This window comes from Flavobacterium johnsoniae UW101, from assembly GCF_000016645.1.
Lineage (GTDB): Bacteria > Bacteroidota > Bacteroidia > Flavobacteriales > Flavobacteriaceae > Flavobacterium > Flavobacterium johnsoniae.
Window position 1 is genome coordinate 4,224,785 of sequence record NC_009441.1, and the last position, 18,574, is coordinate 4,243,358.

Here is an 18,574-nt window from a genome sequence, read left to right on the forward strand (position 1 = left end):
GGCGCTAAAAAGCGCCCTCATCTTTAAAGGAATAATAGGTTTTGGTAGCAATGATAAGGTGATCCCGCGGTAAGATATTCGTAATTCTGTCTGCTAATTTTACTTTATTAGTTATATGTTTATACTTCGGGGAAGGTTAAAAATGACCAGAGGATTGTTTCGGATCTTAACCAGCGATACGGCATTAGATTTGAAAGCCGCCACAAAAATCATTTTCGGATCGTGTAATGTGCCAGCGATTGCTACCAATGAAACTTCATGCAACCGACAAGTCCAATCCTAATTTTAAGCTGTATTAAAAGTAATTTTATCAGACTAAATTTTTACGCCATTTGTCAAAGTGAGGCAAAATATTTATTCATCTTATTTAATTACAATTTAAAAAATAGCTTAATCTTGATTATATCTTTTTTTAGCGAGGTGTAATAAGACCTATTATTGTGTTTCTGTCAATTCATTACTCTTCAAAATCAGTAAAATATATTTTGCTTGCCTGTGTCTTTTTAAAGGAACGGACATAATTTATGTATCCGTAGTCATTTAGATCCTGAATACATTTAATATAGGTGTATGTGGAAGAAATTTTAACTTTCGATATTATATCACGGCTAAATACATCAATCGGATTTATAAAGCCCCTTTCTATTCTAAGCTGTAACAATGCCGCATAAATGGCAATATGTGTTGTGCTGATTCTAAAATCTTTTTCAATTGCAGCAAAAAAATCAGATAAGGGCTTTAAATTCTCCATTATTATTAGATTGAATGAGATTTGCTTTTCCTGTTATTATTTTTTTTTTCAGTTCCGGAAGAATCGGCATCAAGATCAGTGCTTTTTTTTTGTTCTTTTGAAACAGACTGATTTTCTACTATCGATTTTTTTTCCTCTTTACTTTCCCTATGATTAATTCTCTGCATGTTTTCATCATAGACTTTTATCGTTTTAAATTGTGGATTTGCCTCAATATACATCTTGCTCTCAACACCCCCGACCACAAATGTGACTGACTGAAGATTTCCTTTTTTAAGGGAATTCAATAAATCTTCTTTAAACTTAGGAGTATCGAGTTCCTTAATGGAATGTTTGGCCAGACTGGCTTCCAGATCATAACCATAATTTTGATGATAATGGTTAAGTTTGAAGTTGCCCGTCTCATCTGTTTGTTTAAAATCAATTTTTATCCACGAATTATACAGCTCACCGTCCTTATTCTTCAGGTCTTTATTGACAGAACGTCCCTCCATTAAGTTATAGGCCTCTTTGAGCGTAATATTTCGCCCGTTACTGTTAATATAAAAAGTCTGTTCCAGCGATTCTTTTGAATTTTCCTTCTGAAGACTGACATGATATGAATTAAAAAAATAGAAATCAGTCTGATCTGATTTTTTAAAATTTAAAACGGCGTTCATAGAATCGGCACCGTATACTCCGTCTCTAATAATCTTAAATTCTTTCTCTCCCTGCGTCATCTTTTCCTTCAGGTCCAGATCGAATGTTTCTCCAAATCCAGTATATTTTAACTGGTCTTTTAGGTACTCTAAATTTTTCTGATTCATAATGTTTGTATTTAAATTATTATCTGATAGTGCCTTTCTTTCTCTGCTATTTGCAAATCCTGTAATTTCAATTGCCTCCTTACATGAAGTATCAATACCACTATTAATCAGGGCCTCCAGGTCTTTTATTAGAGAATTTGTAGGCAAGTTTTCAAAATATTGAGCATCATTAGTCATAACACAGCAATACTCTTGTGCGTCCAATATATTTCTATAAAATTCAAGTGTATTGCTGTTATTTACAATTTCTATATCAAAGGCTACATACTGATATCCAAGGGATGCCATCTCCTGAGTAAAACTCAGCATCATCTCACTGTCACTTAAATCGATTGTCATAACATTTTGCTTTAAGATTCATTGCTTCATTCCTATATTGCAGATATCTTTTTAGTCAGGTTATTGTTAATATCAACTTCAAGCTGCCTTTCCCCGTTCTTTTCAATTAGCTGGATTGTCAGATATTTTTTTTCCGGTATAATAACCTTTGGCATCGCATAAACAGCTGTCCATTCAGACTTAGCAGCAATTACATTTCGACTGTTTGAATCATAAAGCGGAATTATCTCAATTTCCTGAGACGCCGTGCGTTTCGCTTTCTTCTTATCCCGGATGAAAAAACGAAGCTGGTCAAGCTCATAATTAATTTTTGAATTATTATCTATAACCAGCCTAAAGTACATTACATCTTCATGAATAAAAATGCCGCTAACCGAAAGTTTAATATCAAATTTTGAACGTTGTATACCTGTTATCTTTTTCTTTTTTGCTAATGCCAGGGCGGCAAATTGTTCAATTTTCTTTTGGTTTTCATTTTCCTTTGAAAACAAAATATCATCATTGACCACAGCCAGATTATCGGCGTTTACATTTAAATCAGGACAATCATCGTTGTAGTTTAAGACAAATACATAAAGCCTGCTGTCTGCAGTAATAATTGTGAGATTGGTCTGGGCGAAATTCTGCCTGTTTGCCTTTAGAAGCAGTATATTCTCAACTCCTTTTGCTTTCTGCATTATAATATCTGGACTGCCTTTATCGATACTTTTAATCGCATAAGGAAAAACAAGACTTGTTGTTTTTGAATAGCCAATATTCAGATTTACAAGATTATCAGCATTGGAATTTGTCTTTCTATTATTCAACTGCGCGAAGCTTGATATTGCTAAAAAGGAGAAACTGATAAAATAGATCAAGTTATATTTTTTCATCTTTAAATTCTTTTAGTTACTTCAAATTCTTTTGTTTCTCATCATAAAGCAGTACCTGATAGCCTGCTTTTAGCACTACTTTAATGAGCTTGACCTTTTTACTTATAAGACTTTTTGCCGCCTCAACTCCCATACCGGCAGCCTGCGCACCCCACGAATCTGAAATTCCCGTTAGACCCAAAGTCTGTATCGACCTTTCGGCAGAGGCTTTAGCGACATCCCTGTTTATAGCACCCGGAATATAAATTCCACTAATGCCATCCAGATCATATATTGTCAGTTCAACTGGGAAAATAGAATTTCTAAACTGGATATTATCCACCTTTACTTCGAGCCTCTCCCCTTTCAGCGATGCCGTTCCATACAAGAATGTATTCTTAGGAATCACAGTTCCCTGCAGATTAATATCATTGCTTAGCCTTAGTTTTACAATTGATCCGTTCACAATGATCTGCGTCTCATGAATTACAGCCTGAATAGCATTCGGCTGGCTGTCAAGTTCTGCGCTCTCATCTGCGGAATAGAATGAATTACTTTTTGAATTGTCTATGATGCTTGAGGTCTTCTGTAATGACGTGGATATATCAATTTCTATATTAGGGTCAACAGTAAAAACTTTTCCTTTTTTACTTTCAGAGGACTGTTTTAATCTTTCCTGTACACGCTGCGGATGCTGAATATCCAGTATATTTTCAAGCATTCCGCCAAGCTGCTGCAGTTCTGGATCAGGTTCCTGTACAGTTCCCATGGATGCCATCATCTGCTCGAGTTTTTTTATCTCTTGGGAACTTTCTTTTGATCTGCCATACGATTCAAATTCACTCATGTCCTGCCCATAGCTGTCCGCAGTTACAGGCTGTCTGATTATCTTTTGAAGAGCTTTTATTTTTTCGTATACTTTCTCTTCCTTTCCCTGTTCAAGCGGAGCTGAATTGAATCCTTTAATGCCTTTTGAAAATAGGTGCTTCTCAAAATCTTCTGCCGTAAATTCATCATCGAGGTCATTTGAAATCGCACTCTTGGAATAATTTGGATCTTTTTTAATCTGTTCCAAAAGCTTTAATGAATCGGTGGCCGCCTCTTCATAATAACTCATTTTATCAAGGGCAGAATCTTCTTTAAATTTTGGCATGGGCAGATTAAAATTAAACCCTTTTTTATGTTCGCTTGAAGATACTGCCGCTTCCATTCTGCCGCCTCCCAGAACGTAAAACAGTAGTGTTATGAATGGAAGTGTTATTAAAGGCAGAACCAAAAGCATTTTTCTTTTTTTTACTTCTTTTATCGATAAAGTTTTTGTTTCCATAATTCATTTTTTTTTGATTAATTGGCAAAACCTTAGAAACTTCAGGTCTATATTTAGCTGGAAAGCGCTCTGCAAATACGCTCCTGCAGATATTATAAATGAGATAACCGGCACTTAAAACCACAAATGCAAAAAGAAGCACAATCAGTTTTTTCTTTGATAAACCGGCGGTCAGCCTGCTCATTTTGACGGACCACAATTTTTGCACTTTCAGGTAATATTCTGAATAGATATAATCCTCATCCCGTTTTTTAAATAACTGCATCATGACTGCCTATTTCCTGTTCTCTACTCCGATATCCCCATTCTCAATAGTTTCCCAGCGCTCAATAAGAAAACCATGCGGATTGTTATCGCTTCTTGAGACGTTGCGAAGGCTTCCTCTGGTAATAAGGTTCCTTTTCGAAATACTCGTTGTCCTGATTATATTCTGTCTGGCATAACAGCTGAACCTGTATGGATATTCTTTGATATCTATGGCTACACTGTCAATCTGAATGGTCTGGCTGATGTTTCCTGAAATTATGCCCGAGTAAAAGCCATTTTCTTTCAGGTCATCATAGATCCGTTTTGCACTGTCATCGGCCAGATAAAGTGCCTTTGTAATATTTGTTTTAATTACTTTATCATCCGGATCAAGGGTAAAGAATAGCTTGTGAAATGTTCTTACGTGGTCTCTTGCTTCTACCGGGACATTATCCCTGCGGTCAGAAGCATACGCTTCAAGAGCCTTTCCGTTGGCCAGTATATAGACCTTATCGCGTGTCTGGGACACAGATTCAAAACTTTTATAGACAGTGTAGCAGCAAATCACTGAACATCCGACAATAACAAGCATCGTAAATCCCCTGACATATCTGAATGCCGAATCAATATTTTTCATTTTAGTAAACATAGTTAGGATCTTTTAGGTATGTTTTAAATTCCCGCTGAGCTTGTCGCCCATATAATTTCCCTTTTCCTTAAAGTAGGGACTGCTTCCTGCCGAAGATGCCATGCACCTTGTCATTCTTGTGTCTGCGTCTCCCATTGCATCGAGAACCATTCCGGCGCCTTGCGCCGTTCTGGAAACTACCGAATTTGCAGAGCTGCCAAATAAGCTCGTAACTTTCTGTCCCAAAGCTCCGCCTCCTGCAGCATGTACAATATAGTTTGCTACTGACGGAACAGTAAAATAGCCGATGATTCCAATTATCATAAATATGAGATAAGACATGTCAGTCCTGCTGAAAAAGGTATCTCCTGTAGCCTGCACCTGCGAGAGATCAACCTTCAGCATCAGTTCCTGAATTTTTCCGATAATGCTTCCAAAAATATTGGCTACAGGAAGCCAGAGATAAATATTGATATACCTGGCCAGCCATACGGTGAGGGTATGCTGAAAGCCGTCAAAAACTGCTATTCCAAATACAAGGGGCCCCAGAATTGACAAGACAACAAGCTGAAACGTCCTAAGTGTGTCAATACACAAGGCAGCAGCCTCAAAGAGTACTCGTAGCACCTCACTCAACCACTCCTTTACAGAATTCCTAAAGTTATATGACGCCTTTTCCATTGCAAACTTGACATCGTTCCCGATTCCCGCCAGCATGCTTTCATCAGAGGGATCTTCATCATGCGTGTATTTATACCATCTGTCCCTGTCACCCGATCCTGTTACGCCAACATACATCTTCCACGGATCGGTTTCTTTAATCGCTTTTTCCTTCTCCTTTAAAAGCACAGCAACCGCGTTATTAGAACCTGAAACCATTGCTGCCGTGGCAGTTACCGTGGGTTTCATAACCCCGTTGATAAGGGCCAGAACAGATGGAAAAATCATAATGCAGAAACCTATTACAAAGGGCCTGAAAAGAGGATAAAAGTCTATAGGTTCTGCATTTGCAATGTGACGCCACACACGCGAGGCGATAAACCAGATCGTTGCAAAACCTGCTATCCCCTGCCCTACAGCCAGTAAGTTGCTGCATAAAGGCATCATCTCATCGTAAAGCTGTTCTAATACCGAATGAAGACTTTGCATCTCATCTCCCAGTCCCTGAGCTTGGACGCTGGATTGAAAAAGCAGCATCCCAATTATCAAAAACAATTTTTCAATTTTTTTCATAGAAATCATATCCCTAGTTTTTTAATTCATGAAATTGCTTGGAAGCGGAAACATCATTTGATTCTTTTGCTCTCTGCAAAAGCAGCACGCTTGATGATGCATTAAAATCTCTAAGAAAGGAGATCTTATCCTGCATCTCCAGATACACGGCATCTATTGCCTCAAGCCTCTCATCGTCTGACATCCTGAGCTTATCAGCCGTTACAACCATTATAAGCTGGTCAAGATTTCTCAGGCTCTGATCCAGAAGATTGCCGTACACTTTTTCAAAATATCCGAGTTCCCGCTGGCTGAAACTGCCGCTTTTTACAAAGCTGCTCAAACCTTTTTTACTTTCCCTGACCAAGAGGATCTGCAGATTTACAATTTCACCTGCTCTTTTGTAATTTTTTACCGTTGGTGAAACCTGCATCAAGGCATCCAAAAAAGTTTTATGGAGGCTGAAATTCCCTTCAGACATATCTTTTACCGTCTTGTATCCTCCCGAAAGAAGCTCATAGCCTTTTTTCATATCACTTAGAATCTTCTTGAACTGGGATAACTTTTCAATATTTAAGATCAGCTGCTGGATTTCAGCAGACTGCGCTTCTGCTTTTAACGGCATCAAGAATGCCAAGATCATGGCTGCTGCAAACACTGTTTTTTTCATCGTACTTAAATTTTCTAGTGATACATAACACGTAATTGCTCTGCTTCTACTAAATCCTTTGCTTTAGACAAAGACAAAAGTCCTGCTTCGCGGCTGAAAGAAATGCAGAAATTATAGTCCTCAAGCATACTATTATGCAGCCTGTCAATACGATCAATTCTCTGGTCATCAGTTAGTTCCAGTTTTGAATCTGTACTGACCGATAAAAGGTGATCCAAAGTATCGCTGCAGTTCTCAAGCAGCCGGTTCAAAGCGCGCTCAACATAATCCAGTTCAGTGCCATGAAACAAATCAGCCGCCCTTAGAGTCTTTATCGTCTTCCTGCTTACTTTGATTATCTTCACCTGCAAGGAAATTATTTCTGCTATTTTATAGTAATTCCTGACTTTGGGATTAACTTTCAAAAGCGAAGAAAAATAATCTCCGTGCAGGTTCACTTCTCCTTTCTTTACATCACCAATAAAATTCAGTCCCTTGTAAACCGCAGAGTATCCCTTTTTTGCATAATCAATGTAAACCTGGAGCGCTGCAATCTGAAGCAGAAGTTCTTTTCTCTGCTTGGCCTGCCCCGTCATACCCTGGCTGAAAAACAGTACAGTGGTAAGAATTAAAATCATTTTTTTCATAATTTTTAGCTCACTTACGGAATTCCGTAAAATTGTTTGGTTTGATTTACTTCTGACTCTGTTTTGGCTCTCTGAAGACTCAGCATGATATTCTGCTGATTAAACAGTTTAAGGTCATCGTAGTTCGAGTCGATCTCAGCAGAGGCCTTATTGATTATTTCAAGTCTTTTTAAATCGCTCATCTCAGTGGTAAAAGACTCCAGTATCAAAAATATCTGATCCATATTCTTTACACTTTCTTCCAAAATACCGTTATACACCCGCTCCATGTAGCGAATTTCATCTTCTTTAAAATGGAAATCCTGACGAAGCAGGTTCCATGCTCTTTCATACTCCTGAACCAGTTTGGTCTGCTTCCTGGTAATTTCCTTTATTCTCTGATAATAGGTAATTATAGATTTGACTTTACTCAGCTCCTGGTAATAACCTTTATAAAGTTCTTTCTGTTTCTGCGTCCAATCCGAGATTTCATCAAGTTTTAGTTTAGAGAGAACATTTTCAACTTGTTTCTGGGCATTCTGAAGCCAGATGGTTTTGTTCTGCAGTCTTTGAATACGCAGATCTATCGCTTTGATTACTTTTTTTGTGACTGCTTTTACAATTTCAAGTATAGGCAGTACAGCGGTTTTTTCTGCCGGTCTTGCAGGAGTGCTTATTAGCAGCAGACAGATCAGGCAGGCAGTTATTCTCGTTTTCATTTTCAATTTTTATTTACCGTTTCTTATTTCATTTGCCATTGCGGCAATTCCTTTTTTTATGTCTCCGCCGAACTTTGCCGCATATTGGTTCATTTTCATCTTCTCGCTCTCTTCGGTTGTATAGGCAAGATATTCCTCCAGCGATACCTCTGTCCGGTATACTTTGGAAGACATCCCCCCCAGGGATATAAATACCTCTTTGTATTTTTTTGAAGGATCATTGGCTTTGTTGACCGATAGTACCAGCCCTTTTTCTTTTTCTGTCAGGCCAAGAAGTTCCTGAATCTGGTCAAATTTGTTCTGGTATTTGCTCTGATCCAAAAGAATTTTACAGTCGCTGTTATTGATAATTGCCTGTTTGACAACAGGAGAAGAAATGATATCTTCCACTTCCTGTGTTACTACAATAGCCTCTCCAAAGAACTTACGCACAGTCTTAAATAAGTACTTGATATATTCCGCCATTCCTTCTTTTGCGATTGCTTTCCAGGCCTCTTCAATCAAAATCATTTTCCGGATTCCTTTGAGTTTTCTCATCTTGCTGATAAAAACCTCCATAATGATGATTGTGACCACTGGAAAAAGTATAGGATGATCTTTGATATTATCGAGTTCAAATACGATGAAACGTTCTTTCAGAAGCTCCAGATTCTCTGTTGCGTTCAATAGATAGTCAAACTCACCGCTTTTATAGTAGGGTCTGAGAACATAGAGAAAATTAGTAATGTCAAAGTCTTTCTCCTTTACTTTATCATTCTCCAGAATCCTGATAAACTCTTCTCTAAGAAATTCATAGAAGCTGTTAAAACACGGGAAAATCTCTTTTTCCCTGTCGAGTTTTTCATAGTACAGCTGCAGCGCATTGGAAAGCGCAACATACTCGCTTCTGTTAAATGTTTCGTCATCTTTCTTCCAAAGTGCCAGCAGCAGTGTTTTGATGCTTTCTTTTTTCTCAGTATCCAGACTATCCCCTTCTGAAATATAAAAAGGATTGAAACGTATCGGATTCTTTTCATCATAAGTAAAGTAATATCCGCCAACCATATCACATAGCCCCTTATAGCTGTGGCCTACATCCACAAGCACCACATGTGTTCCCTGCTCATAATAACTTCTGACCATATGGTTAGTGAAAAAGGACTTGCCGCTTCCCGATGGCCCAAGAATAAATTTATTGCGGTTGGTGCATATTCCTTTTCTGACGGGCTCATCACTTATATCCACATGGACTGGTTTTCCAGTCAGCCGGTCTCCTAATCGGATTCCCATTGGACTGAGTGAGGAACGGTAACCCGTTTCCATATTCAGAAAGCAGACTGCCTGCTCTGTGAAGGTATCAAAAGTGTCATTCATTGGAAAATCAGCAGCATTGCCGGGCAGTCCCGCCCAATAGATCTGCGGCGCCCCGACAGTTTCCTGTTTGGCGGCAGCATCCATCTGAGCCAGTGCCGATGAAACCTTGTTTTTTATTTCCTTTAGATTTTCCTCATTATCGGTCCAAGCCAGTACATTAAAATGTGCTTTTACAGGAAGTCTCTGCTGCGCGATCGCTTCATTGAGAAAATCGTTCGTGGCGTCACGGGCTATCATGTTCTCACGGCTGTAGGCAGATAACGACTGAAGCCTTAGTCTTTTGCTCTCCAGTTTCTGAATTGTTTTCTGTGCATCTTCAATAAAAATATACTGGTTATAGATGTGATTACAGGATAAAAGCTGTCCCAGAGTTGAAGCAAAACCAATGCTGAACTTAGTTTTATCAGTAGAATATCGGTCAAAATTTATGCGTGATCCGCACAGTCCCGGAAGATCAGCCGCATCCCCCAGAGTAAACAGCTGGCAATGCTTATCTCCTATTCTTAAACCGTCTTTAAATGAAATATCATTAAATATAAATTCACTTTCCTTATCCGATAAGAAACAGTACCTCTCAATAAGTCCAATCTTTCTGCTCTGGCTTTTAAGATCCTCATTTTTAAGTCTGTTGAGCTTTACAAAGCCGCTGTCTTCGAGTACTCTTTTGAACTGTCCTGCTGAATCCAGAAAATCCTGCAGCAGCTGGGGCTTCAAAGTTTCTTCCGGGACAGGGGTGTTTCTGATCAGAGTTGAAAATAGGGAACTGGAACTTTTTCTTCCCGCCGGTTTTTTAGTCAGCATTATATAACAGCTGTGATCAAGAAACGGCCTTTCATTGAAAAACCTTTCACTGCTCCTGCTTAGGAAACTGGTGTCATCATTTGAAAAATCGGCTCTGTATCCTTTTTCCAAAAACCAGTCCTGCTTGTGAAATACGCAGAATTTCGGCAGTAGCTTAACCGCCTTAATCCAGGACTGATGGAAAGCCTCATATTCCTGGTCTGACAGCGTAAAAATCTCTGGCAGATCTGCTTTAAATACTATCGTCACATCACCCTGTTTTGACAAAATACAGTCATGCTGTACGTCCATAATCGGTAATACATCATCCAATTCTTTTTCCATTTTTCCTTGTTTTACTCATTTTCACTTTTTTCCGCCAGACACTTCTGGCTGAATTTAAAATATGCAGTCCCAGCTGCGGATCAACGCAGTTTCGCAGTACCTGCCTTTTGTTTGGTATACTGGACGCCCTGATACTAAATCCTAAAGCCTCTTCAAGATCCGGTATCTGCGCATAACGGATTTTTACCGATGCCTGTATCTCTGTATCCGGTATCTCAAAATTCGCCCAGAACAAATGGCGTTGCAGCGCGGCATTGGATTCGATAAGTGGTGTATAGTAAGGTTTTACATTTTCTACAGTCCATAAACATTCCGCGTTATGCCTGAGAAACAAAATTTCCTGATACAGTCTCATGTCTGGAAATACTGCAGGAGTGCCGCGGAATCTTACGCATATGTTCTGTCTAAACGAGGAATGCGACTGGCACGGCGGCGAACTCCAGATGAAATCAAATTCATTATGATGATCTATAAGATATTGGTGTGCATCTCCAACTACGACCGTATCTTGAGGGAAATGCTCTGCATAAACGGCAGCCAGCTGGGGATCGAGTTCGACAGCAGTAACCGTAACATCCGTCCAGTTCTTTCTGTTTCCTCCTATTCCCGCATAAAGATTTAGAACTTTCATAATCCAATAAATACGTTAACGTTTTAAGACTATCACTTTAAAAAAACAGACCTGCTTCGAACTTTTACAGATTTTGGGATCTGTCTGGAAGCCAGCGCTTTCATCATTCCATACTCTCCGTAAGTATTACTCATCCGATAGATTTTAACAACCAGAATGACTCCTGATATCCCAATTAGTCCAACACAAATCAGTGACGGAATTCCAATTATATAGAGCACTGCAAAAACTATCATTAAGGACACAGCTCCTCCGCCCAAATACCAGATGTACTGTGCTTTTAGTCCTTTAAATTCAATACTTTTATTGATTGCTTTATTGATTTGGTATACGCTTACTGCCATTATACTCCAAAAAATGATTTAATGACAGTTGCTACCACGACAAGAAAAACACAGCTTCCAAACCACGCTGCAGCTACTTTACCAGTATCAGGATCCCCAGCATTCCATTTCTGATAAACCTTTACAGCACCTATTAGTCCAAGTATCGCCCCGACAGCATACATCAGTTCAGTACCTGCATCAAAGTAGCTTCTTACCTTCTGATTGGCCTCATTGATTCCGGCTACCCCGTCTTGGGCATAAGACGTACCATTGATAATAAATACAAGAATAAAAGTTACCAGTCCTTTAATTTTATACATCAAACTCTTAAATTTCCATTTCCATTTTTTCATCACTTATAATTTAAAGGTTATATTTACTATATAAAAACAGAGGAATACCGCCGTCACATCAGCTATTCTCCTTGTCACATTTTACCATACCGCACTAGAGCGGACGGGGAATATTCCTCTGTAATTTTTAAGAAATGGTCTCATCCCACAACCCATCCATTTCCGGGTAAGTTAAAATCAGCTGCGGGTGCTTTGAGCATTCTGAGACCATAAGGCTGTTGATTTTCTCTCGAAGAGCAGATCTCCTCACATACGGATATTCGTCAAGAATAAATTTCACATAATTTTTGAATTCAATTCCAGAGAGATTATTTAGTACTGCTTCTGAAATTGCCTTTTCCAATTTATAATAGAGTTCCCTTGCATCCTGCAGAGTGTCAAATGGCTCTTTAAATTCACCGAATAAATCCTTTGAATGCTCATCTGCCGGAGCCTTTGGAGTTTTAAAGAATTTTAATTTTGTATTGCCCTTTAGCAGCTCTTTTAGGGGGGCTAAATAAAATTTAAGAATTACAATAATGTACCAAAACAGTAGCAATACTAAAACTGTAACTAAATAGTTACCCCATGAAATATTTGAAAGCATAATCATCTTCATTTATCGTTACACACCAGCTCTTGTTTTAAATCGTCAACGCACTCTGCGATTTATTGACAGGTCAAAGGAACGATAAGAACAAAATTTCTACAAGGACAACTTTTAGCTGCTCCCCAAGTTGCTCCCCAAATTATCTGAAATACGAAAATAAAAAAACCTCCGTAAGGAGGTTTAAAAAGCAGATCAATCCATTAATATTGCTGTATATGTTTAATTATTCGCTCCAGGGTCTTTATAGCAATTTCCTTGTCCCTTTCCTCTGCAGTGTAGGATTTGCTTCTCATGGATTTGTACGAGAGATCCCTTTTCTGAGATGTAGACAGATAGGGAACGATTGATTTGAAAACCTGGTTCATTGATTTTGCCTTTAATATTCTCGATTCATCCCCCGCCCGGAGAATTAATCCGATCTGATCTGTTGACAATATGCATTCCACCTTTTCTTTCAGCAGATCGTGCTGCAGTTCCTCTTTCGATACTGTCATCTCTTTTTGGCCAATATTCAGCTCTATACTTTTTTCAATATATTGAGTTTCGTATTTTATCCAGTTGGTTACTGAAACTTTTATATTACTCTGACCTGGATCGAAACAAATCTTTTCGCTGGATTCGATCTGATTTAATTCTTTGAAAACAATCAGTAAAAAAGCTAATTTTCCAGATTTTTGATTTTTAGCCGTCAAATGGGCTGCAATTCTTGTGATGATATAACTGTAATAATCAGCTGAATTGAAATTAAGATTGATCAGCTTTTCATCTAACAGCGAAAAAAAATTCCCATCCTTTCGCTCAAAATTGAATTTCTCTATGAGGTGCAGCAGGTTCTTTTGGTATCTTAACAGCCTATATGTGCTTTTAGGAGCATTACGAGATTGAAAGTGCTGATTAAAACTATCTATTATAAGGTCCAGCGTCTTACAATCCTCAGTGATATCGCATTCTATTTTTTTTATGTTTCGAAGCCTGAGCATTAGCTCGCGTCTGGAAACCTGCAGATATGTCAATGGTACCCTTTGATCGAGACTAAGGTATTCATCAAATCGGGTTTCAATGAAAGAAAGTAAATTCGATAAGGTATCTACTATCGTTTGTGAAATCTGCAGAATGCTTTTTGTTTTATACCGATCATTTTTTCTGTTTTCTGCAATCTTGTCAATCAGGAATATAAAATAGGAATGGTATTTCCGGATCAAAAGCCTGACCTCGCTTTTCTTTGTCGTTGCAAATACCTCGTCTTTTATCTGAATTTCAATATTGAGAGCTTCCTTCTGTATGGCATCACATATCATTGCTAACTCTTGCTCCGTAATATTAATAATGTTACGATTTTGGACAAGGTTACGCAATATCAAAGCATCTAGCCATTCCAACGGATATTTTCTAATCATCATACTTCTGTTTTGATTGACAGTTATGCAGCAGAAACTAGCGTGTCTTATTTTTTTCCATTGCACTTAAACGATATTGAGATGGGGATAAATTGGTATGCCTTTTAAAAAAGACCGTAAAACTATTGGCACTGGTGAATTCCAAATCTTCAGCGATTTGAGACACAGTATTATGCGGATCTTCGAGCAGTTTTTCTGCTTCCGAAATGATAGTCTCAACAATTAGTTTCTTAACGGTTTTACCTGTTATTTCTTTTACCATTTGATTTAAATAGCCGGCTGTAACAAAAAGGGAGCCGGCATAAAACTGGGCGTTGTGCTGTTTTCTGTAATGAATAGACAAAATAGTGAGAAATCGAATTATTAAACTTTCTTTTCTCGTAAACTGCAGAGCAAAATCATTTGAATGTTTTGCGTAGATTAATCTCAGTTCATACATAAATAGGTTAAAACTTATACCATGCAGTTCATTATCATTACCGCTAACTGCTGGATCTCTGGTGACAAAATACAGCACTTTATATATCAAGGATAGAATTAACATCTCCTTTTCATCCAATTTTATCTTAATTGAAGCTCTTGTAATTATAAAGTGTAAGGCTTCAATTAGTTCCTGTCGCAAACTATTTTTTATTGCGAATTCAAAGCTGAAAGTGATCAGGTAAAACTGAAGCTTTCCTTCAAACTGCACGATGCTGCAAAATGAATCGCTTGGTATCACCAGCAGATCCATTTCTGCCAGAACCTGATCAGTCTTCTGAAACTGGACAGTTAGTTTTCCGGATTTAATTAATAAAATGGAATAGTTTGATACCCGAAATGATTCACTCACAGGGGATTTTGATACATAATTTTTGATAATATGAATAGCTAATCCCCTAATGGGCAGATCATCCAGGTTGGTATTGATCAAATCTCTGATCATAATTTCTACATTTAAACTGAAAATTAAAATTGAGTTAATTTGGTTAATCCTTTTCGCCGAAAGCCCTTTCCATAATTGTAAAGGCCATAAAATATAGATTTGATAAGGTCGTTATATACAGTAGATAGGTCAGCTTTCGCGGATGGGTTATTCTTTTCTCACCGTTTAAAAGGTATTCCACTATTTCATCATAACTAAATAGATCGATTATAAAATAAAGACATACAACATTCAGTATGATAAGTAAAGTGTAGAATATAGTTCGACGTTTCATTTTTCAGTTATAATTGTTTCAGTTTTTAATGAGTGAAGGCAGTAGAGCGATAACTGTGATTACTGCCGCCTGGTTCTTCTTGAAAAAAGGTCGGGCAGGTTTTGTGCCCACTGATTTTTCCCAGTCGCGATCCTTGCGCTCGGCCTCGGCAAACAGTGCATAACTTGAAATAGTGGATACGGTAAGTATGGTTTCCTTTTCATCTGCATCTAAATCCGTATTTTCCACAACAGCTGCATCAAAATCAATTATGTAGTCTCTTACCACAGCGTATGCTGCATCTTGCTGGACTATTAGATTTTGAACAAACGTGGTCAGCATTATTTTACTCGATGAACTTATAAAACTATTTTGAATAATTTCAATAAGTTTGGTATCAGGATCGTTTAAGATGTCTAGAATTTCCTGATCCGAGTATCCCAAATTAGCCGCTTTAGCAGTGGAATTTCCTTGTAAAAATCTCAATATAAATGAAATCTGGTTATTGATTTCTGCTGCAGAATTAGGGGTGTTATTATCCTTTAAAAAGTTCTGTAAAATATTATAATATTCTTTACCCGCGCTGTCAAAAGGATTTTTGGAACCCAATGCGGAAGCACCAGTGGTTTCAAGATCTTCATAGTGAGAAATTAGATTTTTGTCAATTACTGCTTCTGAGTCAGTTGAGCAGGCAGTAAATAGTAAAAATACAAAACTGGTTAATAATAAATTTTTCATGATTTGTTTGTTTGAAGTGAATAAGAATTTCTTCTCAGTTCATTTCATCCGGATTAGCAGAACCTCTATCCGGCACGATGCCCGATATTTTGCTATTGAATTCGAAACAAATCTACTCTCGCCAAAAATGTCAAACAAGCTCAGTAGTGTGGGTTTTCGGTAAATCAGGTATGGATTTTCGGTAAATCCACACCCTGTTTTTAAAATTAACCCACTACTATTCAGCGTTTTATGTAAATTTTATGTTACTTTTATGTTATGGAGACGTTAATAAGACTAGAATAGCGTTTGATTCTCCTTTTACGAAAGATTCGCCTCAAAAACATCAAATATGACTCAGCATCGCTATCTCTTTCTTCTTATTACCACTCAGTTAATTATATCCCAAGGAAATAATTTCAAGATACCTGATTCCTTAAGGAACAAGAACTATGAATATCTTGACGATAAAATTTACTTCTACAAAGGAGATAGCACAAAAGCTGCAATATATATGTATACGTATCTCTATAAGGCAAAAAAAGAACAGAACTACACAGAAATTGTCAATGGCTATCAAAATATCCTTCATGAATCGCCAGAAAAACAAAGATTAATTTATGCTGACAGCATGATATTGGAAGCACAAAAATCAGGTATGAATACTTTACTGGGTTCAGCCTATCTGTCCAAAGGGATTGTATATTATAGTAGAAAAGAGCTTCATGAGGCCTTAGACAATTACATAGAAGCAAACAAATACATTTCCAAAACTTCGGACCAGTATTTAAAATATAAGGTTAAGTATAATATTGCCATTATTAAATCCTATTTAGGTTATTATGATGAAGCTATTGCCTTATTGACTGAGTGTGTGGATCATTTTAAGAATGAGGGGGCAAGACCCTATTTAAATTCTCTTCATGCCCTGGGACTTGCCTACAATAAAATTGGAAATTATGGCAAATGCACCCAGACCAATCTTTTAGGACTATCCGAAAGCGAACGGCTGGGAAATAAGGACATGGTCCCCTATTTCATCCATTCCGAAGCAGTCAATCAATTTTTTAAGGAAGATTACAATGATGCTATAAAAAATCTTAAATCAGTATCAGACCAGATCAAAAAAAATGAAGATTTTGCAAGTGAATCTATAAGCTGTTTTTACATTGGCAAAAGTTACTGGAAATTAAAAAAGTATGAAAATGCCGTTTCTTATTTTTTAAAAGTAGATCAAATTTATAAAAGTCATGGCTATATCAGGCCTGATCTGCGTGAGGCTTATGAATTATTAATCAAATATTATAAAACGAAGAACAACTTGGATTTACAACTATATTGTATTGATCAATTGCTTCTGGCAGATAACTACCTTAATGAAACCTATAAATATTTGGTAAGTAAACTGCACAAGGAATACGACACAAATGAGCTTATCTTTGAAAAAGAACAAATCCAGGAGCAGTTCATAAAAAAGAAAAAACAAGTTTATGCATTCACAGGTTTGGCAGTTTCACTGCTCTTGCTATCATTGTTTTTGACCTTTAACCACTTTAGAAACAGGAGACTTTACAAAAAAAACTTTGATCAGTTAATGCTGCAGTTGAATACTGGTAAGGCTCCTAAAGATAAATTCAGATCATCTGGTGATAATCTGGCAGATATAAATCCTGAAACGGTTTCCTATATAATTAAACAGCTGGAAAAATTTGAAAACGAAAAAAAATTCCTGCAGAAGGATTTAACTATCTCTAAATTGGCCGTAATGTTTAATTCAAATCAAACCTATGTATCAAGAATCATTCGTCATTACAGCGGAAAAGCATTCAAAGATTATATAAATGATCTGAAAATTGAACACATTATCGCCTTGCTTCACAATAACAAAAAAATAAGAAAATATAATAATGTAGCGTTGGCAGAAGAAGCTGGTTTCGGCAGCAAACAGCTCTTTGCGCAATTATTTAAAGCCAAAACAGGTATGCCGACAGCTTACTTTATCGAACAGCTTAAAACGGAAAGTCTGTGATGTATAAACTGTAACAAATTTTTAAATTATATATTTGCCCGCGTAATTAAAAAAACAATTTATCATGAACGATCTTATTGCAAAAATCAACGCAGAAATTGAAACGTTTAAAACGGAAACTGAATCTTTTTCAGAAAAAGGGGTAAAAGCCGCTGGAGCAAGAGCTCGTAAAGCATCTTTAGAAATTGAGAAACTTTTAAAAGAGTTCAGAAAAGTTTCTATTGAAGAATCAAAAAAATAAAAAAAAAAAAGAAAGATGTTTTAAACATCTTTCTTTTTTTCTATGTAATAAAATTTATCCTCTGCATCTCCATATTTATTTTCAACTAATTTGAAAAAATCTGCTAAAGTAATTTGTCTATAAAAGCAAATAATTTTTAAAGTAGAAACCGGAATCTTATAACCTTCTATTTGATTGATTTTTCGAGCTATCGATTCGTGAACGTTATGTTGTCTTGCCCAATCTCTGAATGAATCAATATCCTTCATCCATTCTTCTTTTATAAAATTACAAACATGCTGATCCACTAGAAATACTTTCGTTTTCTGTGGTTTCATGACAGGTTTGCTATTTTCATTTTTTAAAGCCATTAAGACAAAAGAATTGAATAATTATATTTTTTCTGCACACGATAGTGTGCGATTCAAAATATTATTCTATATTTGTTATCAAATACATATATTTGCGATACTTCAAATAATATAAAATGAAGCATTCGCTT

The 18,574-nt window shown here is 37.1% G+C and carries 21 protein-coding genes; 2 read left to right on the forward strand and 19 right to left on the reverse strand.

From position 1 onward, the window contains the following. Window positions 1-4 precede the first annotated feature (4 nt). The 18 genes from FJOH_RS27420 to FJOH_RS18365 form a co-directional block, all read right to left on the reverse strand. Window positions 5-115, reverse strand: coding sequence for a JAB domain-containing protein (locus FJOH_RS27420; protein WP_123875711.1), 111 nt, complete (start codon window positions 113-115; stop codon window positions 5-7). Between the two features lie 342 nt (window positions 116-457). Beyond that, window positions 458-751, reverse strand: a complete 294-nt coding sequence (locus FJOH_RS18285; protein WP_012025517.1) for a hypothetical protein — start codon at window positions 749-751, stop codon at window positions 458-460. 5 nt (window positions 752-756) lie between these two features. Further along, entirely contained in the window at window positions 757-1,896 is a 1,140-nt protein-coding gene (locus FJOH_RS18290; RefSeq protein WP_012025518.1) for a hypothetical protein, read from the reverse strand. A 32-nt stretch (window positions 1,897-1,928) separates the two neighbouring features. Further along, a complete protein-coding gene (traN, locus tag FJOH_RS18295) occupies window positions 1,929-2,768 on the reverse strand; it encodes a conjugative transposon protein TraN (RefSeq protein WP_012025519.1) in 840 nt (279 codons plus the stop codon). A 16-nt stretch (window positions 2,769-2,784) separates the two neighbouring features. After that, window positions 2,785-4,074, reverse strand: coding sequence for a conjugative transposon protein TraM (gene traM, locus FJOH_RS18300; protein WP_012025520.1), 1,290 nt, complete (start codon window positions 4,072-4,074; stop codon window positions 2,785-2,787). 274 nt (window positions 4,075-4,348) lie between these two features. Beyond that, on the reverse strand, window positions 4,349-4,969 hold the full coding sequence (gene traK / locus FJOH_RS18305) for a conjugative transposon protein TraK (RefSeq protein ID WP_044047853.1): 621 nt from the start codon (window positions 4,967-4,969) through the stop codon (window positions 4,349-4,351). 12 nt (window positions 4,970-4,981) lie between these two features. Beyond that, window positions 4,982-6,181: a conjugative transposon protein TraJ gene (gene traJ / locus FJOH_RS18310; protein ID WP_012025522.1), complete on the reverse strand. Its 1,200-nt coding sequence runs from the start codon at window positions 6,179-6,181 to the stop codon at window positions 4,982-4,984. A 13-nt stretch (window positions 6,182-6,194) separates the two neighbouring features. Beyond that, complete coding sequence (locus tag FJOH_RS18315) at window positions 6,195-6,830, reverse strand: hypothetical protein (RefSeq protein WP_012025523.1); 636 nt, start codon at window positions 6,828-6,830, stop codon at window positions 6,195-6,197. Window positions 6,831-6,844: 14 nt separating this feature from the next. Beyond that, complete coding sequence (locus FJOH_RS18320; RefSeq protein WP_012025524.1) at window positions 6,845-7,456, reverse strand: hypothetical protein; 612 nt, start codon at window positions 7,454-7,456, stop codon at window positions 6,845-6,847. A gap of 14 nt (window positions 7,457-7,470) precedes the next feature. Continuing rightward, window positions 7,471-8,154, reverse strand: coding sequence for a hypothetical protein (locus FJOH_RS18325; RefSeq protein ID WP_012025525.1), 684 nt, complete (start codon window positions 8,152-8,154; stop codon window positions 7,471-7,473). Between the two features lie 9 nt (window positions 8,155-8,163). After that, complete coding sequence (locus FJOH_RS18330) at window positions 8,164-10,632, reverse strand: TraG family conjugative transposon ATPase (protein ID WP_044047854.1); 2,469 nt, start codon at window positions 10,630-10,632, stop codon at window positions 8,164-8,166. Further along, window positions 10,613-11,263 (reverse strand): DNA cytosine methyltransferase, encoded by a 651-nt coding sequence (locus FJOH_RS18335; RefSeq protein ID WP_012025527.1) that lies wholly within the window; start codon window positions 11,261-11,263, stop codon window positions 10,613-10,615. Before FJOH_RS18335 ends, FJOH_RS18330 begins: the two co-directional genes overlap by 20 nt. Before the next feature lie 32 nt (window positions 11,264-11,295). Then, entirely contained in the window at window positions 11,296-11,607 is a 312-nt protein-coding gene (locus tag FJOH_RS18340; RefSeq protein ID WP_012025528.1) for a DUF4133 domain-containing protein, read from the reverse strand. Further along, a complete protein-coding gene (locus FJOH_RS18345; RefSeq protein WP_235023030.1) occupies window positions 11,607-11,909 on the reverse strand; it encodes a DUF4134 domain-containing protein in 303 nt (100 codons plus the stop codon). The genes FJOH_RS18340 and FJOH_RS18345 overlap by 1 nt, the downstream gene beginning before the upstream one ends. Before the next feature lie 160 nt (window positions 11,910-12,069). Continuing rightward, window positions 12,070-12,528, reverse strand: coding sequence for a hypothetical protein (locus tag FJOH_RS18350; protein ID WP_123875701.1), 459 nt, complete (start codon window positions 12,526-12,528; stop codon window positions 12,070-12,072). Between the two features lie 203 nt (window positions 12,529-12,731). Continuing rightward, on the reverse strand, window positions 12,732-13,931 hold the full coding sequence (locus tag FJOH_RS18355) for a hypothetical protein (protein WP_044047856.1): 1,200 nt from the start codon (window positions 13,929-13,931) through the stop codon (window positions 12,732-12,734). Window positions 13,932-13,965: 34 nt separating this feature from the next. Beyond that, on the reverse strand, window positions 13,966-14,853 hold the full coding sequence (locus tag FJOH_RS18360) for a helix-turn-helix domain-containing protein (protein WP_044047858.1): 888 nt from the start codon (window positions 14,851-14,853) through the stop codon (window positions 13,966-13,968). Between the two features lie 292 nt (window positions 14,854-15,145). Beyond that, on the reverse strand, window positions 15,146-15,844 hold the full coding sequence (locus tag FJOH_RS18365; protein WP_012025533.1) for a hypothetical protein: 699 nt from the start codon (window positions 15,842-15,844) through the stop codon (window positions 15,146-15,148). A 331-nt stretch (window positions 15,845-16,175) separates the two neighbouring features. On the opposite strand from FJOH_RS18365, the gene FJOH_RS18370 reads away from it, so the two are divergent. Both FJOH_RS18370 and FJOH_RS18375 read left to right on the forward strand, forming a co-directional pair. Continuing rightward, window positions 16,176-17,852 (forward strand): helix-turn-helix domain-containing protein, encoded by a 1,677-nt coding sequence (locus FJOH_RS18370; RefSeq protein WP_012025534.1) that lies wholly within the window; start codon window positions 16,176-16,178, stop codon window positions 17,850-17,852. Between the two features lie 64 nt (window positions 17,853-17,916). Further along, window positions 17,917-18,093 (forward strand): histone H1, encoded by a 177-nt coding sequence (locus FJOH_RS18375; protein WP_012025535.1) that lies wholly within the window; start codon window positions 17,917-17,919, stop codon window positions 18,091-18,093. A 20-nt stretch (window positions 18,094-18,113) separates the two neighbouring features. Here FJOH_RS18375 and FJOH_RS18380 read toward each other — a convergent pair whose 3' ends face one another. After that, window positions 18,114-18,443 (reverse strand): hypothetical protein, encoded by a 330-nt coding sequence (locus FJOH_RS18380; RefSeq protein WP_012025536.1) that lies wholly within the window; start codon window positions 18,441-18,443, stop codon window positions 18,114-18,116. Window positions 18,444-18,574: the final 131 nt, after the last annotated feature.